Here is a 26,846-nt window from a genome sequence, read left to right as displayed (position 1 = left end):
TACCATGATATAAATTATCAAGTGCAATTTGAACACGGATGTTATCAAGCAGTGAAACAGATAATTAAAATTGGTCATAACTTACGAATGCGTAAAATTCGTATTAATGGGTTTACCATAGTAGAACTGATGATTGCATTAGCAATCGCTGGTATTATTATGATGGTTGCTGTACCAACCTACCAAGATTACACAACACGTGTTGAAGATGGGCGAGCCGAAAAAGACCTAGTAGTTATTCAATTCACAATTGAAGATTATGAGCTTTCCTATGGAAGTTTGCCGAATTCTTTAGCTGATATCGGTATGGATGGCATGAAAGATCCTTGGGACAACCCATATGTATACGCAAACCATGATGTAGTTCCACCAGGACATAGAAGAAAAGATCATTCGTTAGTGCCCATTAATAGTGATTATGATCTTTACAGTAAAGGCGAAGATGGAAGAAGTGCTTGGCCGTTAACCGCTAATCACAGTAAAGACGATATCATTCGCGGTCGCGATGGCGGCTTTGTTGGTAAAGCAGAAGATTACTAATACCTATTTTTTATGCAAATTCAATTTGCGTTTACCAAGAGCAAAGTAGCAAAAAGAATATTCATTCTTTTTTTTCTTGCAGCCATTTTACCTGTATCTATAACAGGAATTGTCACGTACAACTATGTAACCAACCTACTCACACAGCAAAAGCATAAGCACTTAAGCTTAGAGAGTAAGTCATATGGAATGGCTATATTTGATCGGATTCTAGTTGCAGAGAGCCAGCTTAATGGCCTAGGTGAAAGTTTAATTGATACAAATTATATAAATTTCGAGATCAATCAAATTTTCCAAGAAATTGACTCTTCCAACACCCCATTATTTGAAAATATTAAAGTCTATTCTAACAATTTAAGTTTTAATAATTCTGCCTATAAACATTTACTAGAAGGTAATACGAAAATAACAGTAAACAATGATAATGACGATATTACAATTAACTTCAGCAGACTAATAAATACAGTAGATACAACTTTTTTACTATCAGGTGATGTTAATAAAGAATATATATTCGGCGATATGGATAATTTTGCAGGAGATGATGATGCATGTGTTGTAGCAGATGGTATAGGCTTATTAAATTGCTCAAATAGCTCTCTAAATACAACTACTCTATCTAATTATACTAAATACTTTAATCACGATATTGAAACCTATACGATAGACATAGATGACAAAAATTATATCGTAGCATCATGGGAATTATTTTTAAACGGAAGCTATAATGCTGAAAGTTGGATTATTTATTACACAATTCCTAACGCCGTAGCTATTGCGTCTATCAAGTCATTTGGTAATTTACTGATTCCTTTATTACTACTTTCAATACTTGTAGTCACATTGATTAGTATTAACCAAATATCTAAAATATTAGTGCCATTAGAAAAACTTTCTTTATTGACAAGAAAGATTGCGAAACGTGACTTTAAGGGAAAAGTAGACTTCAATACTGGGGATGAATTTCAGCAGTTAGGCGATTCATTTAACTCTATGTCAACAGAACTAGCCAGACAGTTCACTGTAATGACAGCCATGTCTAATCTCGACAGAGCTATTCTAACAACCATGAATAAAAACAAAGTGATTCAGGCAATCTTTAAGAACTTAGAAGATTATCTTATATATAACTATGCCTCAGTAATACTTTTAGATAATAAAAATGAGATAAATGGAAATTTATATTCTTACAGCAAGACAGATAATAAAATTGATTCAGTTTATCCAGTAAACATAAATGATATAGATATAGACATGTTACTAGACCATACTGATTCATATGTTCGAACACTTGAACGTGATAAGTTAAATACGTTTGAATGGTTAGATGCTGTACATTCTAACTACATTACAACCATTGCAGTTAAGCAAGACCAAAAAACAACAGCCTTAATAATAATCGGCCATGAATACTTGCCACAGCTCAACAAAGAAAGCATGGAGCAATTAAGCAATTATACAGGAAGAGTTAATGTGGCTTTAAATGCTATAGAACGCGAAGAAAGGTTGGTTAAGCAAGCTAATTTTGATGATTTAACCGGCTTACCTAACCGCCAGTTATTATCTGAAACTTTTCTAAAAATGTCACAAAAAAATGACAATCAAAAAGTAGCAGTTCTATTTATTGATTTAGATAGATTTAAAGTAATCAATGACTCACAAGGACACGAAATTGGCGACAAATTACTGATCGAGGCCTCAGCACGAATTCAATCGTGCGTAGATGATATAGGTTTTGTGTCGCGTTATGGAGGAGATGAATTTGTTATCTTATATCCTTTCACTATCGATTCCAGCCACATAACTAATACTGCCAATGAAATTATTAGTCAGCTCTCTAGATTATTTACTATACATAGCTACGAGCAATATATTGGAGCCAGTATAGGCATTACAGTTTACCCACAAGACGGTAGAAACTGGGATGAAGTATTACAAAAAGCAGATATTGCAATGTATAAGGCTAAACAAAAAGGGCGAGGCAGATATTTATTCTTCTCTGACGCTATGCAGGCTGACATACTAGAAAAAGCTTCACTAGAAGCAGATCTTTTCCATAGTATAGAGAACCAAGAAGTTTATATGGTTTACCAACCTCAAATAAATATTGAAACAGGTGATATTTATGGGGCAGAAACACTTATGCGCTGGGAGCATAGTACAAAAGGACATATTTGCCCAGAGAAATTTATATCCTATGCAGAAGAGAGCGGTTTTATAGTTCCACTCGGCATATGGGCAATACAAGCAGCACTAAAGCAATGTAAAGACTGGCAACTAGAAGGTCATTCGCTATCTAAACTATCAATAAACATATCGCCTCGACAATTAAGTCATGAAAATTTTATAAGCGAAGTTGAAATGCTTATTTCTGATTTTGATATACACACTACAAACATAGAGTTTGAAATTACTGAAAGTATATTTTTAAGTGATAACGCCAATATTCTTAATAAATTACATAATTTAAATAAACTAGGCATTAGTATTTCTATTGATGACTTTGGAAAAGGATATTCTTCTTTAAGCTATTTAAAAAACTTGCCCGTACAAACATTAAAAATTGATAAATTATTTATTGACGATATTCATAAAGACAAAGAATCTGTAGCGATCGTCAAAGCTATAATTGTTATGGCAAAATCATTAGATAAAACTGTTATTGCAGAAGGTATTGAAACAGTTGAACAATTAAATGTTCTAAAAACTCTTGGCTGCGATATAGCGCAAGGCTATTTCATAAGCAAACCAAAACTAGCTAAAGAGATCATGAACTATTCAAAAACAGCAATCATTAACTTAGAAGACTTTAGAAACAATGTGCTAGGTTCTTGAATTTAAGCAATTTCTTACTGCTCTGGAAATTGTGACAACTCAATTGCGACAATTTCTTTCTCCCAACTGGTAGATATAGTGTTTTCAATAACCTCTTCTATGCCTAAAAGTAGGCATAGAATGCACGGAGATTAATACTATAGAATAACGCTTAATGACTAATTTACATCATGTAGTAATTGTTGGTGCTGGTTTTGGTGGTATACAAACTGCACATCATCTCAAGGGAGCTAATGTTCGAATTACGCTCATAGATCAACATAATTATCATTTGTTTCAACCACTACTTTATCAGGCAGCCACTGCGTTACTCGCTCCTTCCGAAATTGCTTGGCCGATTCGACATTTATTGCGCAAGCGCAACGAGATCACCACTTTATTAGCGAAAGTGATCAATATTGATAAACAAAACAAGAAAGTAATTCTAGAAAATGATGATTCTATTGAATACGATACATTAGTTTTAGCCACTGGGGCACGTCATGCCTATTTTGGACATGACGAATGGGCAGAACATGCGCCCGGCCTAAAAGTATTAGAAGATGCAACTAGTATTCGCCAAAAGATTTTGATTGCATTTGAAAAGGCAGAAAGAGAGACCGATGTTGAGCATCGTGCAGCCTTATTATGTTTTGTTGTCATAGGTGGCGGACCCACCGGCGTTGAATTAGCAGGAACTATAGCGGAACTTGCACATCATACGTTGAGCGGCGAGTTTCGAAATATAGATACCAAAGAAACACGAGTGATTTTAATCGAAGCTGCCACACGCGTTTTACCTAGTTTTGAAGAAAACTTGTCTGCTTATGCTATGGATGCATTAGAAAATTTAGGTGTCGAAGTTGAACTTGGAAAACCTGTGACAGACTGCAATGTGTTAGGGGTAGTTTTTGGGGACAACAAATTGCCATCAAAAACTATCTTATGGGCTGCTGGCGTGCAAGCCTCACCTGCTGCAGATTGGCTAGAAGCAGAAACCGATCATGTAAACCGAGTAATGGTTGAATCTGATTTAACATTAGCGAATCATGCAGAAGTATTTGTTATCGGAGATACTGCAACTATAAATGACGAACATGGTAAACAGGTACCTGGCATAGCTCCAGCAGCTAAGCAGCAAGGTCAATACGTAGCAAAAACATTGCAGCACGACTTAAAGGCCAAACTGCTAGCAATCCGTTTCGCTATAAACATTATGGTGACTTAGCCACTATAGGCAAACGTGCAGCAGTATTTGATATAGGTTGGATGAAGGCACGCGGCAGATTTGCTTGGTGGCTTTGGGGTATTGCCCACATCTACTTTTTAATAGGTGTGCGTAATCGCATTGTTGTCGCAATGCACTGGCTATGGATTTATTTCAAAGGTGATCGAGGAGCACGATTAATTACTCAAACTGATCCCCAACCTCTACTCAAAAAGAAAAGTAATTAAGCTCCTTTCTCGGCTATAATAGTGGTCCGCAATGGTGCCTGGTAGCCTTCCACTGTCAGGCTATGGTCGTCTGGATTCAATGCTTGTTCTAATGAATATCTAGTCATCCATTCAGTCTGACGCTGCTCCTCTACTGTCGTCATCGTAGTATCCACTACATTGATATCTACAAATCCTGCTTCCGATAGCCATACTTTTAATACATCGATACTAGGAAGAGCCCAAACATTTCGCATATTTGCATAACGGTCGTTTGGAATTAGCACATCCGCATCCGGATCATTAATAATGAGCGTTTCAAGAATGAATTGACCGCCCTGTTGCAACTTACTATAGACTTGATTTAGATGTTGCTGCGGCTCTTGACGGTGATACAACACTCCCATAGAGAATATAGTATCAAAACTCGGGGAGTTTTCTGGCAGCTCTTCGAAAGCAAATGGCAGAACAAAAGCTTGTTGAGGGACAGTAGAATATTTTTGTAAAGCATGAAACTGGAACACATAGTGCCAACTTGGATCTATGCCTAACACCAATTCCGCACCCATAGCCTGCATACGTAATGCGTAATAGCCGTTACCACAACCAATATCTAGCACCAGCTTATCTTTTAGATCTAGCTTCGATGCAATTCGCGACCATTTCCAATCGCTGCGCCATTCTGTATCGATATGAATCCCAAATACCGTAAATGGCCCTTTGCGCCAAGGACTTAACTCTTTTAGTTTTTTTTCAAATGAATCTATTTCATTCAACGCAATGTCATCAGGGTTTCCAATTATAATTGTATCTTGATGAAAATCAGTTTCAGTTGAATTAAGCACCGGTAGCGATTCATAAGTATTCCGCCAATCTTTAAAGTGACCATGCTTGGGATTTTCATACTTCTCATCAAGCAAAGTGAGAATTTCAATTTGCTGTTCTTTTAGTTTCGAATCCTTTAGTGCAGAAACTAACGCTTCACGATCGGGAGAAATCATTACATTGTTAATCTTTTATGGCTAAGTAAGAAACAAAATTAAGGTATTTAGTCAAAATAGATACTTTAGAAAATCCAGCTTGATGCAACCTCTCTATGTGTTGCTCATGCGTATCACGTTTCAATACATTTTCTAACGCTTCACGTTTTTGACTGATTTCCATCTCACTATAATCATTTTGACGTTTAAAGTTTTCATGCAATCGCTGCATCAACGCATCTTCATTTTCGTCTTGGTGAGTGATTTTCTCAGACAACAATAATGCACCACCCGCATTCAAACCTTTGCATATACTTTTTATCAGAGCATCTCTTTTGGAACGCTCTACAAACTGCAATGTATAATTTAGTATTGCAAACGACCCATTATTTATCTCAACTTCGGTTACGTCGTCTTGCAAGGGACAAATAAGAGCTTCTAAATGAATACTTGCAAGTCTTTCTTGCAATTGTCTAATCATGGCAATTGAGTTATCTACCGCAAAAATATTTACATTTTCCCTAGCCATCGTCTTGGTCATCGACTTTGCAATAGAGATAGAAGCTTCACCCAAAGAACAGCCTAGATCGTATACATTTGAATTCGGCTGTATGAATTGATTAGCAACAAGCGGCAGTAACTGATTCAGTGCGGTATACCCTGGAACCGATCGTTGAATCATATCGGCAAATACGCCTGCTACATATTCGTCGAAGGCAAAGTCCTCCACTTTGTCTTGTTTAGAAGCGTAAATGCGATCTTTATCAGAGCTAGACATTGGTATTTACCCAATCAACATTTACTGTTCAGAAATTGTACTGTGCTCACGAGTAGCTCGAAATTCAATATTTGGCCATTTCTCTAGTGCCATTTGAAGATTTACTCGTGTTGGCGCGATATAGACTAATTCATCACCATGATCCACAGCCAAATTGAGCTCAGTCTTATTCTTGAACTTGATAAACTCCTTCTCATCGTCACTGCTTACCCAACGAGCCGTTTGCACATTAACTGCTTCAAATTTACACTCAACATTGTATTCATGTTTTAAGCGATGTTGAACAACCTCAAATTGCAGCACACCCACGGCACCTAATATTAGGTCATTATTGGTTAGAGGGCGAAAAAGCTGCGTTGCACCTTCCTCACATAGTTGTATAAGACCTTTCTGTAAAGCCTTCATTTTTAAGGGATCTTTTAACTGTGCTCGACGAAATAACTCGGGGGCAAAATTAGGCACTCCAGTAAATGCCAAGCGCTCACCTTGTGTAAAAGAATCACCAATTCGTATCGTTCCATGATTATGCAGACCAATAATATCGCCTGGATAAGCCCGGTCCACATGTTCACGGTCCTTAGCAATAAACGTTAATGCATCACCAATTTTAACTTCACGATCGAGACGCACATTCGTCAATTTCATGCCCTTTTGAAAACTGCCTGAGCAGATACGCAAAAAAGCCAGTCGGTCTCGATGCTTCGGATCCATATTGGCCTGAATTTTGAAAACAAATCCGGAGAACTTTTCTTCATCTGCTAGCACATCCCTGGTCTCAATTTCTGTAAGGTTGGCTACCCTGGGTTGTGGCGCAGGAGCATATTCAACAAATTTTTCCAATAATTCCGCTACACCAAAATTGTTAATTGCAGAACCAAAGAATACTGGTGTCATTTCACCTTTTAAATAAGCCTGTTGATCAAACTCATGGCTCGCACCTTGCACAAGCTCAATCTCATCTCGCAACTCTTGTGCCTGATCACCCAATAACTCATCTAATCGCGGATTATCTAATCCTTCAATAATTTCACCAGTTTGTATTCTTCCCTGGTGGTTAGGATTATAAAGATGTACAGAATTATTCAATAAGTTGAAAACACCTTTAAAAAGCTTACCCATACCAATCGGCCAAGTAATAGGTGCACATTTTATTTTTAAAATACTTTCGACTTCATCCAACAACTCAATGGGCTCTCGACCATCACGATCGAGTTTATTAATGAAAGTGACAATAGGTGTATCTCGCAACCGACACACCTCCATTAATTTAATGGTTCGCTCCTCTACACCTTTCGCATTGTCGATTACCATGAGGGCGGAGTCGACTGCAGTGAGTGTTCGATACGTATCTTCAGAAAAGTCTGCGTGCCCCGGTGTATCTAGTAAGTTAACGATGCAATCTTTATAGTCGAACTGCATAACAGAACTCGTGATCGAGATTCCACGTTGTTGCTCCATCTCCATCCAATCTGATGTTGCATGACGTGCAGCTTTACGACCTTTTACCGAACCGGCCAATTGGATAGCACCACTAAATAATAAAAGCTTTTCAGTAATCGTGGTTTTGCCAGCATCTGGATGAGAGATGATTGCAAAAGTTCGACGCTTAGCGGTTTGCTTCTGATGTTCGTTCACAGTGATGGTTCTAAAGTTTAGATTAGGTTTTTAGTAGCCGAAAGCGCGCGATTATAACGAAACGTTGGTCGTTACTACAGGAAAGAATGGTGATTTAGTTTATTTAGTAAGTGCTTTTGCGAGAATTACCGCATCTTCCCGGCCAAATTTTGCTGGGTAATAGTCTCTTCGACTGCCAATTTCATTAAAGCCTTCAGAAAAATATAGTGATAATGCCTGCACATTGCTTGGCCTAACTTCTAAAAAAGCAGTATCTGCTTCACGTACACGTGCTATATCTAGCAATTCCAGCAACAACCGTCTACCTATGCCTTGGCCCTGCAACTTAGGATCTATGCAAAGATTAAGAATATGACACTCTTGAACCGCCAAAGACATAACTGCATAGCCGATGATATCTCGATCTATTTCAGTCACCCAAGATGAGTAGCCAAACCGCATACAGTCATGAAATATTCCTTCGGTCCATGGAAAATCATAACTACGGTGCTCAATTTCCATAACAGCAGGAAGATCATGCGCTGTCATTAGACGGTAGGTCTCAATTGGATACTCAAAAACTGCACTCATAGTGAAAGTGTAGTTTATTCGAGTTAATAAGGCATTATTCGCTCAAAAAAAACCGATAATTAGCTAGATTCAGCTGTCTTGTGGGATGAAACCTGATGAGAAAACACCTCAAGCGCAAATTTCAAATCTTCCCAAGCACTGCGTTTTTGTTGTGGGCTACGCAGCAAGTAGGCAGGATGGTAAGTAGCAACAACTGGAATATCTGTATCTTGATAGATAAATTTTTGGCCGCGCATTTTGCCGATGGGTGTGTCGACATTCAATAACGATTGCGCTGCAATTCTGCCCACTACTAGAATAATCTTTGGTTGTATGAGTTCAATTTGCTGGCGCAGATAAGAGCCACAACTATTGATTTCATTTGCTTGAGGATCTCTATTATTTGGTGGTCTGCATTTTAATATATTTGCAATAAATACTTCCTCACGCGCTAAGCCCATCGCACGCAACATACTAGTAAGTAACTGCCCTGCTCTACCCACAAAAGGTTCGCCGATACGATCTTCATCTGCTCCAGGCGCTTCACCAATAATCAGCCAGTCTGCTGCAGGATGCCCTACTCCAAATACGGTTTGTGTGCGCGTTCGATGCAATTCACATTTAGTGCAATTAGAAACAGTTTGTTTTAGTTCATCCAAACTTGAAGCAGCATGCTGCTGCTCTACACTTAAATTTTCTTGTATGGCTATTGCTTGAACATGCTCTTGCACTTCAATATTCTCAGATTCTGCAACATGCTGATTAGAAAGCCATGTCTGCACACCCATTTGCTCAAGGTAGTAAAGACGTTTATCTTCGTTCATAACTTATTTAGTACTAATCAGTCCTTATACATGATGTTGCGGATGTTGCCGCTCTTCAGGAACAACAAGTTTATTTAAAGCATGTAAATATGCTTTCGCCGAAGCCATTACGATATCCGTATCTGAGCCATGTCCATTAACTATTCTTCCTGCTTTTTGTAAGCGCACCGTTACTTCACCTTGTGAGTCCGTTCCTGTTGTAATATTATTTACCGAATAAAGCTGTAATTGTGCTTGGCTAGCAACAATTTCTTCTATCGCACAGAATGTTGCATCAACTGGCCCACCTCCATTCGAGGAGGCTGTTTCTTCTTTGCCGTCTACTGATAATGTTATTTCTGCATGTGGAGTTTTACCTGATTCTGAATGCGCCGTTAAGGTTACTAATTTACAATATTCATTTTCTTCATAGGCTGTGTCCGAAACTAAAGCATGCAAATCTTCATCATAGATCTCATGTTTTCGATCCGCTAAATCTTTAAAATTAGTGAAAGCACTATTTAATTCTTCTTCACTTTCAAAACTAACGCCTAATTCTTCTAAGCGAGTTTTAAATGCATTCCGACCAGAATGTTTTCCCAAAATTATTTTATTAGCTGCCCACCCCACATCTTCTGCACGCATAATCTCATAAGTCTCTCGCGCTTTAAGTACGCCGTCTTGATGTATACCGGATTCATGTGCGAACGCATTTGCTCCCACAATGGCCTTATTAGGCTGTACAGGAAAACCAGTAATGGTCGACACCATGCGTGAAGTAGGAACGATTTGTGTAGTATCAAGATTAGTTTTGCAATCAAATACATCTTGGCGCGTTTGCACTGTCATTACCACTTCTTCCAATGATGCGTTACCTGCGCGCTCACCTAAACCATTAATCGTACATTCCACTTGTCGCGCTCCATGCAATACTGCGGACAAAGAATTAGCAACGGCTAATCCTAAATCATTATGACAATGTACCGAAAAAACTGCTTGATCAGAATTAGGAATATTTTCGATTAAGCGCCCAACCAAACTACCAAACTGGTGTGGTATGTTATACCCCACTGTGTCTGGAATATTTATAGTATTCGCACCCGCTTTGATTGCCGACTCAATGACTCTACACAAGAACTCAAATTCTGAACGACCAGCATCTTCTGGTGAAAATTCTACGTTATCAGTAAAACCTCTAGCACGTTTCACGGCAGCTATTGCTTGTTCTACCACTTGATCTTCTGTCATACGTAACTTACTTTTCATATGTATCGGTGAAGTAGCAATGAACGTATGAATTCTTGAGGAGTTTGCAGGCTTTAAAGCTTCACCCACACGATCGATATCTCGATCTAGCGCACGTGCTAAGCCACAAATTGTGCTGTCTTTAACTGCATCCGCGACTGCTTGAACCGACTCGAAGTCCCCTATACTCGCCATTGGAAACCCTGCTTCAATGATATCGACTTTCATACGCTCTAAAGATTTAGCAATTCTAACTTTTTCATCCCGCGTCATGGACGCACCCGGGCTTTGCTCGCCATCACGCAAGGTTGTATCAAATATTATTAACTTTTCTTTGCTTGCCACCGTACTACTCCTAAAAAAACACACTATTTCCTAGTGTTAATACAAAACACTTTCTCATCCATTTCACTCTTTGTATCCATAGAATTCTATAGAATCTGACTTATAAAATCTTTACCAAAATAATATACAAGAAAAATAATACAAAATTATTCTGCAATCAAAGACCTATAAAAAATATAAGAGAAATGTCTACTAAGTAGACATGAGAATAATATTGGTTGTACGTATTGCCTCGCCAGGCATAGATTAGCCGCTACTGCGGCAGAAGAAATAAAGGTAGGAGTGCGATAGTAGATACTAATGTGCTAGAAGCAACCATAGTATTGTTACGCATATATTTTGAGAACGTCTTATCCATGAGTGCAATATAGCGGTATAAACTAGATATTTCTATACCAAAATTACCAACGGTAAGCTTAAATCGGATATATAGCTTATTTTCACGTACTGCTAGACTTTTTCTTGTCTATTTCTGGATTCTGCCCATCTTGCAAACGTTGTTGACGCTTGCGTCTTAAACGGATCACATGGGTTATCGGTCCAGATAATGCATACACTGCAAATAATGCAAAAAACAGTTTTGGTGTGTCCAAGGAAGCCAAAATAAACCCAATTACTATCGCGAGTAACGCATAAAATGGCACTCGCTCGCTTGGGCTTATATCTTTAAAACTGTAGTAGCTAAAGTTACTCACCATTGCTGCACCTAATAAGATAGTGACAACTAATGCTGGTATTGCAAAATCCGCACGCGATAATTGCAAGTCATGGCATACCCAAATAAATCCAACCATCGCCGCTGCCGCAGCCGGACTAGGCAATCCCTGGAAATATCTTTTGTTATCTTCACCAATTCGCGTGTTGAATCTAGCTAAACGTAACGCTGCTGCTGCCGTATAGAAAAATGCAGCTAACCAACCCAGCTTAGACATCACCGGATAACCTTGAAAGTGGATCAATGCCCAAAAATACATCACTAGTGCAGGCGCCACTCCGAATGAGACCATGTCAGAAAGACTGTCATACTGAGAACCAAATTCTGTACTAGTTTGTGTCATCCTCGCAACACGGCCATCAAAACCATCCAACAGCATAGCTACTACAATCGCAATGGCAGCATGCTCAAATCGATCCGCTGTTGAAGCAATAATGGCGTAAAAACCTGCAAACAATGCTCCCGTCGTCAGCAAATTCGGTAATAAATAAATGCCTCTACGCGGCTTTTGTTTTATCTCATTCATTCTTTTCGGTTAGTTAGAATTCTCATGAACGAATTCTGCCAATTTGTCACTTCCAGCGCGAACCGATTGTCCTGTCTTTATGGTTATATGGGCAGATGCAGGAAGATATAGGACAATTCCACAAGAAAATGCCATAAAACCACAACGTTGACCTTGGCCTAACTTTTCACCAACACTTATAGAGCAAGTGGCGTGACGGAAAATAGACTGAAGATTCGCTGCTATCACCATACTATCATCTTCATCAGTGTGAAGTAGTAACGCAAGTTGTGAAAATGTAGGTTCGACTGGAGAGATCACCCAAAGATTGTCAACCTTACCTTCACAAGGACTGTGAATATTATACTCGCCTAAAACACCTTGTTTTAAATGAATACACTGTCCCACTCTTTTAAGATAAGGATCATAAGACTCTTCTACTTTTAGAACTTTCCCATCTATAGGACTCACGATAGCCAATGGCTCGGAAGGAACTAAGCGACTAAAATCTCTAAATAAGAACAGCAGAGCGATAAAACTTATCCAAGCTAGCCACAAAAAAAGGCTTGCTCCAAACTTATACTGAATTAGTGCGAGAGCAACACCAATCGCTATTAAAAGTACACGTACTTCTCTAGCAATTGGAATCATAATTGGAGTTCATGGCAAGATACGCCATGCTATTTATTAGTTAGTTTTTAGTTTGATCTACTATTTTATTTGCACTGATCCAAGGCATCATGCCACGCAATTTAGCACCCACATCTTCTATAGGATGCTCTTGACCCTTTTTACGAAGTGTTTGCATGTTTGATGCGCCCGTATCGAACTCATTAATGAATTCTTTTGCGAATTCACCAGCTTGAATCTCAGATAAAATTTTCTTCATCTCAGCTTTGGTTTCATCTGTAACGATACGTGGTCCGCGAGTAAGGTCACCATACTCTGCCGTATTTGAAATCGAGTAACGCATATTTGCGATGCCACCTTCATACATTAAGTCCACAATAAGCTTTAACTCGTGCAAACATTCAAAATATGCCATCTCTGGCGCATAACCCGCTTCAGTTAACGTTTCAAATCCTGCTTGCACTAACGCAGTTGCACCACCACAAAGCACAGCTTGCTCACCAAACAAATCAGTTTCAGTTTCTTCTTTAAAAGTAGTTTCAATTATTCCAGCACGCCCACCACCATTAGCTGATGCATAAGATATTGCCGTTTCTTTAGCTTTCCCCGAAGAATCTTGATGAATCGCTACCAAGGTAGGTACACCACCACCTTGCGCATATGTAGAACGAACTAAGTGTCCTGGCCCTTTAGGTGCAATCATAATTACATCTAAATCTTCACGCGGTGCAATACCTTTAAAGTGAATATTAAATCCATGAGCAAATGCCATGGTAGCACCGTGTTTAATATTTGGCTCAATAGACTCTTTGTAGAGTTTAGCTTGGTGCTCATCTGGCGCTAGTACCATAACAATATCAGAAGAGCTAACCGCCTCTTCAATAGATACTGCAGCAATGCCAGCATTTTTAGCTTTAGCAAATGAAGACGACCCTTCACGCAAACCTACAACTACTTTTACGCCAGAATCTTGTAGATTATTTGCATGCGCATGACCTTGTGAACCATATCCAATAATGGCAACTTGTTTGCCTTTAATAACTGAAAGGTCTGCGTCTTTGTCATAATAAATATTCATGCTTATTCTCCGTTTACTAAGCCTTCAAAAGTCTAATTAATATTATTACCGCATAGACTCTAATTTTAAAATTTGTTTTCCTGCTGCAATTCCAAGTGCACCGGAACGAACAAGTTCAAATACAATTTCTGATGGTACTGCCTGAATGGCGCGATCTAGTTTCTCACCCACTCCAGTAATCTCAACCACAATTGCATCTTTTGAATCGCTTACCACACGACCCTTATATTCACTTGTTAATATCTCTATAACTGCTTTCGCAACATCATTATCATGTAGCTTTAACAGCAGCACTTCACGTTCAATATGCTCATCTGCCGTTAGATCGAGCACTTTCACTACATCAACAAGTTTATTTAGTTGATTTACAATTTGCGAAATAACCTTATCACTACCTTCTGTTATCACTGTGATTCGAGAAACAGTGGAATCATCTGTAGGCGCGACCGTTAACGACTCAATATTATATCCGCGCGCAGAAAACAAACCCGAAACTCTAGACAGAGCGCCTGCTTCATTTTCTAACAATATGGAAATAATATGCCGCATTAAGTTGTAGCTGTTTTGTATTTTATTCGCAAAAAAAATATGCTCCAGCCTTAATGACTGGAGCATATTGATCACTAAATAACGAAGCGAGTAACTAAGACTGTTTACGTTGTGACGATGACTGCCACAAGCATCTTAATATTTTATTGTTATTTTATTACTTCTTCTTAATATGGAAGTAAAACTTCCCATCATCTTCTTTTGAATCTAAAAGCTCGTTACCAGTTTGCTTTGAAAAAGCCTCAAAGTCTTTAACAGCACCAGGGTCAGTTGCAATTATATGTAATACTTTGCCAGCATCCATACCAGACAACGCCTTTTTTGCTCTTAATATAGGTAATGGGCAATTTAATCCACATGCATCTAACTCTTGATCAAACTCAGACATTTAAAACTCCTTGAAAATTCATTCGCAATAGTAGCGTAAAGGCGCACAAGCCCAAAGCAACAATATCATATTATAATATCATGATATTATAATATGTGGGTCCACCTCCCAATAAACAACCTCAATTTCTCCATGGTAATCATATAATTCAGCTTTTAAACTAATGAGCGACTACAATAATGTAAACGATTTGCTCACTAGCCAGTCTTATAGATATGAATAACTCCCAAACCTGGCCATTTAGAGCAAACCTATCTCTTCAACGTATAGGTCATTTAGTTTTAACTTTAGCACTAACATTTGGCCCTAATATTTCAATAGCCGAAATCAATTTACCTGATATTGGTGGACCAGCAAGTGAAGGGCTAAGTGTTTCCAAAGAGATAGAACTCGGTCAAATCCTTATTTCTGAAGTTCGTGGGAACCTTCCTGTCATAAACGACCCTGAATTAAGCCAATACATACATTCTTTAGGTACGAGAATTACCTCTGCAGGGTTAAATTCTAATTTCCCATTTACTTTTGTATTGATACAGAACTCTGATGTAAATGCTTTTGCATTACCAGGCGGTATTGTCGCTATTAATAGCGGTCTTCTAACTTTAGGCGAAAAAGAAAGCGAAGTTGCCAGCGTATTTGCACATGAAATAGCACACGTTACACAACGTCATATAGCACGCAACTTTGCAAATACAAAGTCTTTTGGTGTTATATCTGCGCTTACACTATTAGGCTCTATTCTTGCTGTTGCCTATGGTGGAGGCGAACTAGGTCAAGCTGCTCTCTTAACAACACAGTCTACATTACAAGAGAGACAACTCGCATACACACGTAGTTTTGAACAAGAGGCAGATCGAATAGGCATGCAACTTTTAGTCGACGCAAACATTGATCCTCAAGGTATGCCAGCGTTTTTTGAAAATTTAAATAAACATACGCAATTAAACCGAGGACAGATTCCTGAATTTTTAAGTTCTCACCCTCTAACAACAAACCGCATTAGTGAATCAAAATCGCGAGCCAATCAATACAAAGGTTCATTCACTTCAAATACTATACATTTTGAGTATGCAAAAGCTCGTACTATTGCAATTACCAGTAATCCGAATCAGCTTGCTGATTATTATAAAAAGAAAAACAGAATACCAGGAAGCTTAAGTGAAACTGAAACTTATGCTTACGCGTTAGCGTTAAGTCGTACAGGAAAAAATCAGAAAGCTTTACAACAACTGAAATCCATTTCTGTAAATGTTGACAACGAACTTACAATTAAATTAGCTAATGCCCAAATATTGATTGTAGATGGGCAATATACAAAAGCAGAAAACTCGCTTAGAAAATTAGAGGAAATTTACCCAAGCAACCTATCAGTTATTTATTATTTAGCCACTTCTTTAACTGAAAGCGGGAATGCCCATCTCGCCCTACAAAAACTAGACCAACTGTATATCTCACAACCTGAAAATCCAGCATTTGACAAATTGAAGGCTAAAGCAGCAAGCAAAGCAAACTTAGCGTGGCGAAGTCATGAATCATTAAGTGATTATTATGCCGCACATGGACAATACGGAACCGCAATGGAGCAAATTCAATTATCCCTTCGCGTACCTGGCATTGATAGCAGCTCAAAAGCAAGAATTGAAACAAAAAAAGAGCAATACCGAGAAGCTCGAAAAAGAAGAGATAATTTTAAATAATTATTTATCTAAAAATAAGCTCTGGCAGATTGCAAACTACTTAACAACTCATGATGCTGTTGTTGCAGCTGAGCACCTAGTGTAGACATCTGTTCTGCTACATCGCCTACCTCTCTAACTTCCCTTGAAGTTGCCGTAGTAGTTTTTACTTTGCAATGTAAATATTGATATTTTTTCAACAAATAGTTGTTGTATAAAATACCATCTAAAAATGCTTTTGATTCGGTATAAAAACTTCGAACTGCTATTCGCTCATCTTGATTAGGTAGTTTGTTAATTTCTGACGTATCACTTGCAAATCTACTATAAACATCTTCAGCACCGCTCCAAAAAATAAATAAGCCATTCTCTGCTTTACTTTCGGCTAGCTTAGTTGAAATATCAGCACGGTAAGAATTTAGAAAAATCGAAATATCTTGCTTATAATTTTCGCGTAAATTTTGAATACGTTTTAATTCTTCTTTATTTTTTCTTTTATTCTTCCTTGCACGTTGCATATTTGAACGCACTTCTCTCGCAATTTTCATCACCCACAATACCAGCAATAAAACTGCGATAGCCGCAATGCAAGTTTTTATATCAACACCAGATAAAATTGAGTCGATTAATTGCATGACTCTAAACTCTCCAACTCCAATGGAAGACATAGAGATATCAGAGAAAACTATTTGAGTTTCACAGATAGTGCCAAACGGTAGATTTAAAACGACCAGTGGTTAAACGAGATTATTCGGCAATTTAACTCTTTGTTTTTAAAACCCTTAAAATGCACCAATTTATTTAGATATTAGCCCTATTGGCAATTATATCATCCACTACTGATGGATCAGCAAGCGTTGAAGTATCTCCTAAATTATCAATTTCGTTTTCTGCAACCTTTCTTAAAATACGCCGCATAATTTTTCCAGAACGTGTTTTTGGTAATCCAGGCGCCCATTGAATAATATCAGGTTTAGCAAACGGGCCAATTTCTTTACGCACAAGCTGGACTAGCTCTTCTTTTAATATATCAGTCATTTCCACCCCTGACATGGGTGTCACATACGCATAGATACCCTGTCCTTTAATATCATGCGGGTAACCCACTACTGCAGCTTCGGCAACTTTTGCATGTAGCACCAATGCACTTTCAACTTCTGCAGTACCTAATCGATGACCAGAAATATTTAATACATCATCTACACGACCGGTAATCCAATAATAACCATCCGCGTCACGTTTACATCCATCACCACTAAAATACATACCAGGGTATTGTGAAAAATAAGTTTCAATGAAGCGTTTATGGTCACCGTATACAGAACGCATTTGACCTGGCCATGGAAATTTCATTACTAAATTACCCTGACATTCACCTTCAAGTTCTTTTCCGTTTTCGTCAACGATGGCTGGCTGTATCCCAAAGAAAGGCTTGCTAGCAGAGCCCGGTTTTAAATCCGTTGCACCTGGCAATGGCGTAATCATGTGCCCACCCGTTTCAGTCTGCCACCACGTATCTACAACCGGACAACGGCCATCTCCAACGACATGGTAATACCATTCCCATGCTTCTGGGTTAATGGGTTCGCCTACTGAACCTAGTATACGTAGACTTTTGCGACTGGTTTTTTTAACAAAATCATTGCCCATACTAATAAGCGAACGAATTGCTGTCGGTGCAGTATAAAAACTTGCAACATTATGTTTGTCACACACCTGCCAAAAACGACTGCCGTCAGGGTAGTTTGGCACCCCTTCAAACATCATGGTTATCGCACCATTACATAGCGGCCCATATAAAATATAAGTATGACCAGTCACCCAACCAACATCTGCGGTACACCAATAAACTTCGCCATCTTGATAATCAAACACATATTTATGTGTGATGGCTGCAAATAATAGATAACCACCTGTTGTATGTAATACGCCTTTTGGTTTTCCTGTAGATCCCGAGGTATACAAAATAAACATCGGATCTTCGGCATCCATATGCTCAGGTTCACATTCGCTACTCACAGCTGAAATTTGTTCGTGATACCAACAATCTCGTGAATCATGCCAATCTATGTTGCCGCCTGTACGTTTAACCACTAAGACCGTACTTACATTTGGACATTCTTCTAAGGCTTTATCAGTATTGGCTTTAAGTGGCACTGGTTTTCCACCGCGCACACCTTCGTCTGCAGTAATTACAGTTTGGCAATCAGAATCTAGAATACGATCACGCAATGAATCAGGTGAAAATCCACCAAACACTACAGAATGTACCGCACCAATTCGTGTGCAAGCCAACATGGCATAAGCCGCTTCAGGAATCATCGGCATGTATATACATATCCGATCACCTTTTTTAACGCCACGAGATTTTAAAACATTTGATAACTTACATACTTCTTGATGCAACTCTTTATAGGTAATGTATTTGTCATCATTTGGATCGTCTCCTTCCCAAATAATCGCAGTTTGATCTCCGCGCGTATCTAAATGTCGATCTATACAGTTGTAAGATACATTTAAGCTTGCCCCTTCAAACCAACGAATATGGCCTTTTCGATAATCCCAATCTAAAACGGTATCCCATTTTTTATACCAGGTTACAAACTTATCTGCTTGTTCAGCCCAAAACCCTTCAGGATTGCTTATCGACTCTTCGTACATTGATTCATATTTCGCTGCATCAATATGTGCAGCTGAAGAAACTGACGCGGGTACTGGGTAAATTTTATCTTCTGACATATTGTTACTCCTACAAATCTTATTATTCTTTTAGTTACATATCTATGCAGTTAAACGAAGGTACAACATAGGTAACTTTTCTGGCAAGTGCTCTAGTCTATCAATTACCGCTACATTTTTTCTGCCAAATATTTTGTGCAAATAATTATCTCCACCTGCATCCAAACCCACACAAAAAGTATCGATACCTAACCGGGAAATAGACCGTACTACCTTGCGTGCATCTTCAACCAAATACTGCTGATCATCTACATCTATATCCGAAGGTTCACCGTCTGAAATTACCAACAGCAATCTTCTATGTGTATGTTGAGCTACTAAATCTCTTGTAGCATGCCTCATTGCTGCCCCCATACGCGTTGATAATTTACCCTGCAAACCTGCCAAATGTGCGCGAGCCGTGGTGTCATAGGGCGAATTGAAATCTTTAATTCGATAATAATGCACATCTTCTTTGCCGTCGGAACAGAATGCAGCAATAGCAAATGGGTCATTTAATTCCGACATTGCATAAGCAAGCAAACTAGTTGCTTGAAGCTCAAGTTCTAAAACTGATGTACCTGCTGTTTGAACTTTATCATTGGTTGAATTAGAAATATCCAATAGCACCAATACAGATAGATCACGATGCTTGCGCTCAGTAGTGCTATAAATCCTAGGATCAGGAGTATCCCCCATCCTTCGACTAATCACTGCATTAATACATGCGTCTATATCTAAGGACTCGCCAACACTTTGGTGATGCAGTCGTTCTGGCAAACTTACCTTTGCTGTTTGAATTAAATTAGTGATTCGATTAACTAGATTATTATGTTCTTCTAAAATTCTCTCTATTTTATACGCATCTCCAAAATCAGGAAAATATTCCAATACGCAAGTCCAGTTAGGTCGCTCAGATCCTGTTAAGTAATCATATTCTGGATAACGTACTGCAACTTCGGATTCTTTCTGTTCCGTATCAGTACTTTCTCGCGCATGATATTGCTGTTCATCATCAGTATTTTCATTTTGCTCATGTTCACTATTAGAATCATCGACTTCTTCCTCACGATCCATGCGCATGGCTTCGATAAAGACGCCATCATCCTCTTCTTCTTGATCTTGCTGATCCCCAAAGTCCCACAAACCCATATTATCGTCTCGATAAGCGGGTTCTACGACATATGTTTTTGCATTAAATTGTGCGCGTAACTGACCTAAATCATTACCTAAAAGAACCCCAATTCTCCGACACATAGCAGGATCCGTCATATCGTTTTGTGCATCAAAAAACATATCACGACCCTTTTGCACCCAGCCATCTTTATCCTTATATTCTTTATCAATAAGTGCGCGTGCGAGTCGTGTTAATAGCAGTGGCACCAGTTTTGGTCCACTAGGCTTTGCAACATGAAATGGTTGCCAAAGTTTTCGCAAACCTGGAAAGGATTGCATCGCCAAATACTCTACCCGAGCATCTTCAAGCAAAGAAACCAATGTTACTTGGATAGGTTTTAGCTCACCTAAAGGAAAAATTGTTTTTGAATACACCAAATGCGCACCCACATGCGCAAGTCCCGCACGAAAAATTCTTTCAGCTTGCTGATCATGAAAGCCAGGAAACACTTCGGGTATTCGTACTACACCATTGCTAATTGAAATCCGTCTTAACGATAACGGTGATGTAGAAGCTGGAAGATCACGTATCGGTGGACGCAAACCCCAAAGAGAAATCAAATAGAGTTTTAAACGGCGATCAAGATCAGTAAAAACAACATCTCCTGCTTCGTGCCTAAACCACTTTTCTGATTCAGGATCTGTAAAACTAAAATAGTTGATTTGCCGTAAAGCATCATCTCCCGTTGAGCGCAATCCAGTTAATACCCAAGATCTAAATTGATCAGGCGTTAAGGTAGAAACTATTTTTTGTGTGCGCTCTAGAACTGCGAGCAAAGATTCAGGCGCGTGATAAATTAATTCCTCAATAGTCGTTACCCAAGAAGAAAATGCCTGCGTTGATTTTAACTCATGTGCTGCAATCACTGCAGCTTTGGTTAATAACTCTGCTGCTGCACGATTCACTTTAATCGCAGACAATGAAACAGTTACTGCTAAATTAATCGTTACTTCAGAATTTAATATTTTGACTAGTTTGGGTGAATAGCGCGCATAAGAAAGCGGTATTAAAGCCCCATAACCTGCATTCGAAAGTTTGTTACAGGCACTTTTCCAAAGCGGGTAAAATTCATTTGGAAAAAACTGCTTCCCTTCATCAACAAGAAAAACCAGACGTTCATCTGGATCTCCAGGTTCTTGTGTAAGCGAAGAAATTTCATACTTTCCTCGCGTCGTGGAGGTAGCCAAGTGTCACCTCACGCGCATGCTTCAATTGCTGAACTTAACGCATTACGAATATCAAGATCATCCGTAATCGGTAACACTAGCGCTACTTCGCAGGCTTCTTCTAAAGAAATACCCTTGGATATAAGTTGTGCGGCGTAAATTAACATGCGGGTAGATGCTCCTTCATCTAAACCATGGCCTTTTAGATTTCTAGAACGTTCAGAAATTTGCACAAGTTTTTCAGCAATTTTGTTATCGATACCTGTTTCGTGCGCAATAATTTTTGCTTCATCGCTTGCTTTAGGATAGTCGAAATCAATTGCACCAAATCTTTGCTTGGTTGATTCTTTTAAATCTTTTAACACACTCTGATAACCTGGGTTATAAGAAATAACAATTTGAAAGTCATTGTTAGCTTTTATAACTTCATTTTTCTTTTCTAATGAAAGAACACGACGATTATCTGTTAAGGAATGAATAACCACACTGGTATCTTGCCTGGCTTCAACAATTTCATCTAAGTAACAAATTGCACCATGGCGAACTGCTAACGTTAATGGCCCATCGTGCCAAACCGTCCCTTCTGCGTCGAGCAAGTAACGACCAACTAGATCCGAAGCTGTCATATCCTCATGACAAGAAACGGTAATCAATGGTTTTTTAAGCTTCCATGCCATGTATTCAACAAAACGGGTTTTACCACAGCCAGTGGGCCCTTTAAGCATCATCGGCATACGGTTTGCATACGCCGCCTCGAACAGCTGAATTTCGTTATGAGTTGGAGAGTAGTAAGGTTCTTCCGTAATCAAATAATCATCAAGATTCATACCTTGTCTCTCACTATGCACTCAAACTTTTCCAGCGAATTTATAATACGCATTATTATTAAGAAAAATAAATGTGGAGACATAAAATGCCTCCACATTACTTACTACAAAACTATCTGTGAGTCTTTGGGTTTGGTATCCCTTCAATTTCACATTCTTCTGTGCCAACAGTAGTTCTGGTAATAGATTCCACCATTTCACGTGCGGCTTCAGGATCTGTAATCCATTTTTTGTAAAAGTCGAACGGACATTCAGCAACACCTGTATCACCTTCACCTGAATTAATTTTACCTGTATAGCCACGATGCAATAATTTGAACAGATGATTTTCAGATTGCTGATTTTTACGTGCATCACGAATTAATGAAACTGATAAATTAGCATACTGAACACCCATATCTTCTTCGCCACACTCACCTAAGGTACGGCCATCAAAACCAACAATTGCAGAGTGACCAAAGTAAGAATACACGCCATCAAATCCAGTGGCATTTGCAACGGCAACGTAAGTGTTATTCATCCATGCCATAGCTTTTGCAACCATGACTTGTTGATCTTTAGACGGATACATATAACCTTGGCAACGCACAATTAACTCTGCGCCTTTCATGGCGCAATCACGCCAGATCTCTGGGTAATTACCATCGTCACAAATGATTAAACTGATCTTTAGACCTTTTGGCCCATCAGAAACGTAAGTGCAATTTCCGGGATACCAGCCTTCAATTGGGACCCATGGCATGATCTTGCGATACTTCTGTACAATTTCACCTTTATCATTCATCAGAATAAGCGTGTTATAAGGTGCTTTATTTGGATGATCTTCATGTCGTTCGCCCGTTAAGGAAAAGACACCCCAAACTTTTGCATTTCGACATGCTTCTGCAAATATTTCAGTTTCATCACCTGGAATACTTGATGCAGTTTCATACATCTCTGTCTCGTCATACATTATCCCATGCGTACTGTATTCCGGGAAAATGACCAAATCCATTCCTGGCAATCCAACTTTCATGCCTTCAATCATGTTGGCAATATTGCGTGCATTATCTAGAACATCTGCTTTTGTATGCAGTCGTGGCATTTTGTAGTTCACTACTGCAACACCTACTGCATCTTTACTACTTGATATATCACCGTGATACATATTTTATCCTCCTCGTCTTTTCACACCTATTATTAAAATCAGGCATAAAACGACATATTTTACGAACAAAAACTTAACTTCAAACTAGTTTGGTTTTCGGCTAACTGTTTAATAATTATTTTTCTCACACACATAAAAAAGCCCTCACGGATATAAACATCCGTGAGGGCTTTTTTGCCCAATTTTAGTAATTACAGAAGCATTATTGGTTCTGTAAATTTTAACTAGCAAGAATGCTATGAGTTACTTAACTTTTTAGACTAATTTTTTGAATACGTCAAGGACGCATTGCCTAATTGATATTTACACTCATATTAATGTCCTGGATTTACAGGTTTTATTTGACATTAACCTCTAAAGTTTTATCTGCATTAACTATTTCTTGAGCAATATCCTCTGTAGTCACGCGACGCTCCATTGCCCTGCTGCGAATAAATTCATAAGCTTGCTCATGACTAATATCATTGGCTCGCTCAAGTATTGCAACCGCATGCTCGATTGCATGAATTTTTCTTAATTTAGTTTCAAGTTTCTCCACTCTAGAAGTCAATGCCAATTCTTTTCGCCAACGCGTTCTTGCGATGACTAAATTAGCTAACAAACCAAATGGACGCACAGGTGTATTGATAATCCCGTGGGCGCCTAATTCATAAACGGTCTGCAATACCGTTGGGTTTTCATAATCAACTATTGCAATAATGGTAGGACTGTTCTTATCTTCTTTTAACCATAGTGGTTTATCAGTGAATGGATGTTCATGCAAAGATTGCAAAAGAACTACATCAGTATCGGAATTAATATCATTTGGACAAGGCCAAACCATTCTAACTTTACAACCAATTCGTTCGATGTGCTGACAAATATCACCACCTTGTTCATCATTAGGGTGCACTACAAGAACCTGTAATTTACGAAGATCTTTTAATATTTCTATGGCCATAATTAATTCAGCTCACTTTCGTAATATTGCATACGATTTAGACTTTTATCAGAGCCTAAATCAACTAGATAAGGGTCAGGCTTAACCGGTGCATCGGTTTCTGCAACAATTTGGAACTTGCCATGACTGTCGACTCGCCCAATTTTGGGCCATAAATAGGTGTGATGATTGTCTGGATCTATTTGTATAGTGCCTTCAGGCGCATCAAAAATAGTTCCGAGCGCCGCAGTACGGACTATATCCGTATCCATAGTCCCTACACGACGCAATACATCTGCAAAAAGATTAACTTGAAAATAAGCAGCTTCTGCGCACGCATTTGTGCACTCTGATGCTCCAAACATAGATTTATAACGGTTAACAAATTGTTTGTTAGCAGGTGTATCTACCGTTTCAAAATATGGTGCTGCAGTAATATGTCCCGAACCTACCTCATGACCCATTGCAGTTACTTCTGCTTCACTTGTAGTAAGGCTTGCTATAGGCATTTGCCTTGGTTGCAAACCTGCACGCCAATAACTCTTATAAAATTTACTGGTTGCTGCTCCTACTATCGTACTGAATATCACATTCGGGCGTTTTTCTAGAATATCTACTAATATTGGATCAATATCTTCATTGCTTGCATTCAAGGGAAGATATTTTTCTGCAACCACCTTGCCTCCTGTAGATTGCAAAATATCTTTCATGATCCGATTTGATTCATAAGGATAAATATAATTAGAACCGACAAAATAAAAACGATTCCCGTATTGACTAAGCAAATAGCGCGCCAAGAACATGCTATTTTGATTGGGTGTCGCACCGGAATAAATAACATTTTTTGAATATTCAAACCCTTCATACAATGTTGGATACCACAACAAGCCGTTATAATCTTCAACAATAGGTATCACCGCCTTGCGAGCACTGGACATGTAACAACCAAAGATGATATTTGCGGAGTCTTTAGTAATTAAACGCCTAGCAAGTTGTCGAAACTTTTCCGGGTTAGATTCCGGATCATAAACAATCGGCTCAATGCGTCGACCATTCACACCACCTCGCGCATTGATTTCACGAATAGCAAGCAAAGTCGCATTTAATTGAGTCTGCTCAATAACAGAGGTGGCACCTGTTTTAGAAAATAAAATACCAACTTTCCATGAAGACTTAATCATATAAACAGCCTTAGCGTATTACAATGCTAGAAAGCTTAAAGCATTGATAGCCAACTTGTTAATAAATTCTATTAATTTAAGCGATAAAGATTATACAATAGCTAAAAATAACTTTAGAGTGAAACTCTCTCTATTAAATTACTTTTATAAAAAATAAACATAATACCTAAAGTGATTAATTTTTTTAAACACACGATGTCTGGCATTGCACAAGTCATCGTTCAACCCTGTTCTTTATCTGGTTTAATAATTTTGACGGGCATTGCCGTTCACTCGTGGAAAATGGCACTAGGTGCGTTCTTTGGAGCTGTTATTGGCACTGCTTCCGCAAAAATTCTCAATTTTGATAAAAAAGATATTGCTTTAGGAATCTTTGGGTACAACGCAACCTTAATTGGGATCGCAAATATATATATTTTTCAAACCACAATTACATCTCTCATCGTTTTCATTTTGAGCTGCGTACTATCTGTTTTTGTTACTCAATGGATCCCTAAGTATTTAAAACTCCCTGCATTTACAGCTCCTTTTGTTTTTATCACCTGGTTTATCATCCTCATTCAAGACTTCATAACACTACAACCTGCAAATGATATTTTAAACTTTGTCGATAACATACATACGGCGGGCTTAGGAGAAGCCGTGGGTCAAGTATATATTCAGGGAAACGGAATCACTGGCGCAATAATGTTATTCGCTATTTTGCTTTGTTCAAAATCAAGTTTCGTATGGGCCTTGATTGCGACAACATTAACTTGGCTACTTGCACAATCACTAAACTATCCGGATGCAAATATTCAAAATGGTCTTTATGGATTCAGCGCAGTATTGACAGCTATTGCATTACAAAACATGAAACCAATAATATTCCCGTTGATTGGTATCGTATTAACTGTTTTTGTTACCCAGGCGTTTATTTTATCTGGCTGGCCATCACTCACCGCACCTTTTGTATTCGTATCTTGGGTGATAACTGTTGCTTATCTATATTATGAAAAGGTCAATAATAAAGGCACGACCTTAGATTGAAGTAATGAATAACCAAAG

22 protein-coding genes and 1 pseudogene are annotated in these 26,846 nt (G+C 38.6%); 5 read left to right on the top strand and 18 right to left on the bottom strand.

The genetic code is table 11. The annotated features are described in order from the left end of the window. Window positions 1–51: 51 nt before the first annotated feature. From GKR92_01810 to GKR92_01800, 3 genes and pseudogenes are all read left to right on the top strand, one after another. Window positions 52–540, top strand: a complete 489-nt coding sequence (locus GKR92_01810; GenBank protein ID QMU60498.1) for a prepilin-type N-terminal cleavage/methylation domain-containing protein — start codon at window positions 52–54, stop codon at window positions 538–540. A gap of 12 nt (window positions 541–552) precedes the next feature. Next, window positions 553–3,375, top strand: a complete 2,823-nt coding sequence (locus tag GKR92_01805) for an EAL domain-containing protein (GenBank protein ID QMU60497.1) — start codon at window positions 553–555, stop codon at window positions 3,373–3,375. A 154-nt stretch (window positions 3,376–3,529) separates the two neighbouring features. After that, window positions 3,530–4,809 (top strand): annotated as a pseudogene (locus tag GKR92_01800) (NAD(P)/FAD-dependent oxidoreductase). Here the strand turns inward: GKR92_01800 and cmoB are convergent. The 11 genes from cmoB to GKR92_01745 all read right to left on the bottom strand — a co-directional run bounded on the left by cmoB (window position 4,806) and on the right by GKR92_01745 (window position 14,988). Next, window positions 4,806–5,789: a tRNA 5-methoxyuridine(34)/uridine 5-oxyacetic acid(34) synthase CmoB gene (gene cmoB / locus GKR92_01795; protein ID QMU60496.1), complete on the bottom strand. Its 984-nt coding sequence runs from the start codon at window positions 5,787–5,789 to the stop codon at window positions 4,806–4,808. The pseudogene GKR92_01800 and the gene cmoB overlap by 4 nt on opposite strands. A gap of 7 nt (window positions 5,790–5,796) precedes the next feature. Then, entirely contained in the window at window positions 5,797–6,546 is a 750-nt protein-coding gene (cmoA, locus tag GKR92_01790; GenBank protein QMU60495.1) for a carboxy-S-adenosyl-L-methionine synthase CmoA, read from the bottom strand. 21 nt (window positions 6,547–6,567) lie between these two features. Continuing rightward, window positions 6,568–8,181, bottom strand: a complete 1,614-nt coding sequence (locus GKR92_01785; protein QMU60494.1) for a peptide chain release factor 3 — start codon at window positions 8,179–8,181, stop codon at window positions 6,568–6,570. Window positions 8,182–8,280: 99 nt separating this feature from the next. Continuing rightward, window positions 8,281–8,709 (bottom strand): ribosomal-protein-alanine N-acetyltransferase, encoded by a 429-nt coding sequence (gene rimI / locus GKR92_01780; GenBank protein ID QMU62683.1) that lies wholly within the window; start codon window positions 8,707–8,709, stop codon window positions 8,281–8,283. 101 nt (window positions 8,710–8,810) lie between these two features. Continuing rightward, on the bottom strand, window positions 8,811–9,554 hold the full coding sequence (locus GKR92_01775; protein ID QMU60493.1) for a uracil-DNA glycosylase: 744 nt from the start codon (window positions 9,552–9,554) through the stop codon (window positions 8,811–8,813). A gap of 24 nt (window positions 9,555–9,578) precedes the next feature. After that, window positions 9,579–11,123, bottom strand: a complete 1,545-nt coding sequence (locus GKR92_01770) for a 2-isopropylmalate synthase (protein ID QMU60492.1) — start codon at window positions 11,121–11,123, stop codon at window positions 9,579–9,581. Window positions 11,124–11,563: 440 nt separating this feature from the next. Further along, on the bottom strand, window positions 11,564–12,364 hold the full coding sequence (gene pssA / locus GKR92_01765) for a CDP-diacylglycerol--serine O-phosphatidyltransferase (GenBank protein ID QMU60491.1): 801 nt from the start codon (window positions 12,362–12,364) through the stop codon (window positions 11,564–11,566). Between the two features lie 9 nt (window positions 12,365–12,373). Next, window positions 12,374–12,994: a hypothetical protein gene (locus tag GKR92_01760; protein ID QMU60490.1), complete on the bottom strand. Its 621-nt coding sequence runs from the start codon at window positions 12,992–12,994 to the stop codon at window positions 12,374–12,376. A 40-nt stretch (window positions 12,995–13,034) separates the two neighbouring features. Further along, complete coding sequence (gene ilvC / locus GKR92_01755; protein QMU60489.1) at window positions 13,035–14,051, bottom strand: ketol-acid reductoisomerase; 1,017 nt, start codon at window positions 14,049–14,051, stop codon at window positions 13,035–13,037. A gap of 45 nt (window positions 14,052–14,096) precedes the next feature. Further along, on the bottom strand, window positions 14,097–14,600 hold the full coding sequence (gene ilvN, locus GKR92_01750; protein QMU62682.1) for an acetolactate synthase small subunit: 504 nt from the start codon (window positions 14,598–14,600) through the stop codon (window positions 14,097–14,099). A gap of 157 nt (window positions 14,601–14,757) precedes the next feature. Then, on the bottom strand, window positions 14,758–14,988 hold the full coding sequence (locus tag GKR92_01745) for a SirA family protein (GenBank protein ID QMU60488.1): 231 nt from the start codon (window positions 14,986–14,988) through the stop codon (window positions 14,758–14,760). A 215-nt stretch (window positions 14,989–15,203) separates the two neighbouring features. Between GKR92_01745 and GKR92_01740 the strand changes: the two genes are divergently transcribed. Next, complete coding sequence (locus GKR92_01740) at window positions 15,204–16,685, top strand: M48 family metalloprotease (GenBank protein ID QMU60487.1); 1,482 nt, start codon at window positions 15,204–15,206, stop codon at window positions 16,683–16,685. An 8-nt stretch (window positions 16,686–16,693) separates the two neighbouring features. Here GKR92_01740 and GKR92_01735 read toward each other — a convergent pair whose 3' ends face one another. From GKR92_01735 to GKR92_01705, 7 genes are all read right to left on the bottom strand, one after another. Further along, window positions 16,694–17,299, bottom strand: coding sequence for a hypothetical protein (locus GKR92_01735; GenBank protein QMU60486.1), 606 nt, complete (start codon window positions 17,297–17,299; stop codon window positions 16,694–16,696). 166 nt (window positions 17,300–17,465) lie between these two features. Next, window positions 17,466–19,403 carry an acetate--CoA ligase gene (gene acs, locus GKR92_01730; GenBank protein QMU60485.1) on the bottom strand — a complete coding sequence of 646 codons (1,938 nt, stop codon included), beginning with the start codon at window positions 19,401–19,403 and terminating at the stop codon, window positions 17,466–17,468. Between the two features lie 42 nt (window positions 19,404–19,445). After that, window positions 19,446–21,746: a VWA domain-containing protein gene (locus GKR92_01725; GenBank protein QMU60484.1), complete on the bottom strand. Its 2,301-nt coding sequence runs from the start codon at window positions 21,744–21,746 to the stop codon at window positions 19,446–19,448. 8 nt (window positions 21,747–21,754) lie between these two features. Then, window positions 21,755–22,552, bottom strand: coding sequence for an AAA domain-containing protein (locus GKR92_01720; GenBank protein ID QMU62681.1), 798 nt, complete (start codon window positions 22,550–22,552; stop codon window positions 21,755–21,757). A gap of 112 nt (window positions 22,553–22,664) precedes the next feature. After that, the gene (locus GKR92_01715; protein ID QMU60483.1) at window positions 22,665–23,699 is read right to left on the bottom strand and encodes an aliphatic amidase; all 1,035 of its coding nucleotides are present in this window, start codon (window positions 23,697–23,699) and stop codon (window positions 22,665–22,667) included. A 337-nt stretch (window positions 23,700–24,036) separates the two neighbouring features. Beyond that, entirely contained in the window at window positions 24,037–24,639 is a 603-nt protein-coding gene (locus tag GKR92_01710; GenBank protein ID QMU60482.1) for an ANTAR domain-containing protein, read from the bottom strand. Between the two features lie 2 nt (window positions 24,640–24,641). Next, the gene (locus GKR92_01705; GenBank protein QMU60481.1) at window positions 24,642–25,799 is read right to left on the bottom strand and encodes a transporter substrate-binding protein; all 1,158 of its coding nucleotides are present in this window, start codon (window positions 25,797–25,799) and stop codon (window positions 24,642–24,644) included. 195 nt (window positions 25,800–25,994) lie between these two features. On the opposite strand from GKR92_01705, the gene GKR92_01700 reads away from it, so the two are divergent. Beyond that, complete coding sequence (locus tag GKR92_01700; protein QMU60480.1) at window positions 25,995–26,828, top strand: hypothetical protein; 834 nt, start codon at window positions 25,995–25,997, stop codon at window positions 26,826–26,828. The last annotated feature ends 18 nt before the right edge of the window (window positions 26,829–26,846 follow it).

This window comes from Gammaproteobacteria bacterium, assembly GCA_014075255.1.
GTDB lineage: Bacteria > Pseudomonadota > Gammaproteobacteria > UBA4575 > UBA4575 > JABDMD01.
Note: the sequence above shows the minus strand (reverse complement) of the source record. Positions and strands in the feature narration are given on the sequence as shown.

Coding starts and splice junctions, on each gene's coding strand:
- acs (QMU60485.1), bottom strand. CDS start 19,403: ATGTCAGAAGATAAAATTTACCCAGTACCCGCGTCAGTTTCTTCAGCT.
- GKR92_01775 (QMU60493.1), bottom strand. CDS start 9,554: ATGAACGAAGATAAACGTCTTTACTACCTTGAGCAAATGGGTGTGCAG.
- GKR92_01745 (QMU60488.1), bottom strand. CDS start 14,988: ATGTCTGAGTTTGATCAAGAGTTAGATGCATGTGGATTAAATTGCCCA.
- GKR92_01700 (QMU60480.1), top strand. CDS start 25,995: ATGTCTGGCATTGCACAAGTCATCGTTCAACCCTGTTCTTTATCTGGT.
- GKR92_01720 (QMU62681.1), bottom strand. CDS start 22,552: ATGAATCTTGATGATTATTTGATTACGGAAGAACCTTACTACTCTCCA.
- GKR92_01715 (QMU60483.1), bottom strand. CDS start 23,699: ATGTATCACGGTGATATATCAAGTAGTAAAGATGCAGTAGGTGTTGCA.
- GKR92_01705 (QMU60481.1), bottom strand. CDS start 25,799: ATGATTAAGTCTTCATGGAAAGTTGGTATTTTATTTTCTAAAACAGGT.
- GKR92_01735 (QMU60486.1), bottom strand. CDS start 17,299: ATGCAATTAATCGACTCAATTTTATCTGGTGTTGATATAAAAACTTGC.
- GKR92_01740 (QMU60487.1), top strand. CDS start 15,204: ATGAATAACTCCCAAACCTGGCCATTTAGAGCAAACCTATCTCTTCAA.
- cmoA (QMU60495.1), bottom strand. CDS start 6,546: ATGTCTAGCTCTGATAAAGATCGCATTTACGCTTCTAAACAAGACAAA.
- GKR92_01760 (QMU60490.1), bottom strand. CDS start 12,994: ATGATTCCAATTGCTAGAGAAGTACGTGTACTTTTAATAGCGATTGGT.
- rimI (QMU62683.1), bottom strand. CDS start 8,709: ATGACAGCGCATGATCTTCCTGCTGTTATGGAAATTGAGCACCGTAGT.
- GKR92_01805 (QMU60497.1), top strand. CDS start 553: ATGCAAATTCAATTTGCGTTTACCAAGAGCAAAGTAGCAAAAAGAATA.
- GKR92_01710 (QMU60482.1), bottom strand. CDS start 24,639: ATGGCCATAGAAATATTAAAAGATCTTCGTAAATTACAGGTTCTTGTA.
- ilvC (QMU60489.1), bottom strand. CDS start 14,051: ATGAATATTTATTATGACAAAGACGCAGACCTTTCAGTTATTAAAGGC.
- cmoB (QMU60496.1), bottom strand. CDS start 5,789: ATGATTTCTCCCGATCGTGAAGCGTTAGTTTCTGCACTAAAGGATTCG.
- pssA (QMU60491.1), bottom strand. CDS start 12,364: ATGAATGAGATAAAACAAAAGCCGCGTAGAGGCATTTATTTATTACCG.
- ilvN (QMU62682.1), bottom strand. CDS start 14,600: ATGCGGCATATTATTTCCATATTGTTAGAAAATGAAGCAGGCGCTCTG.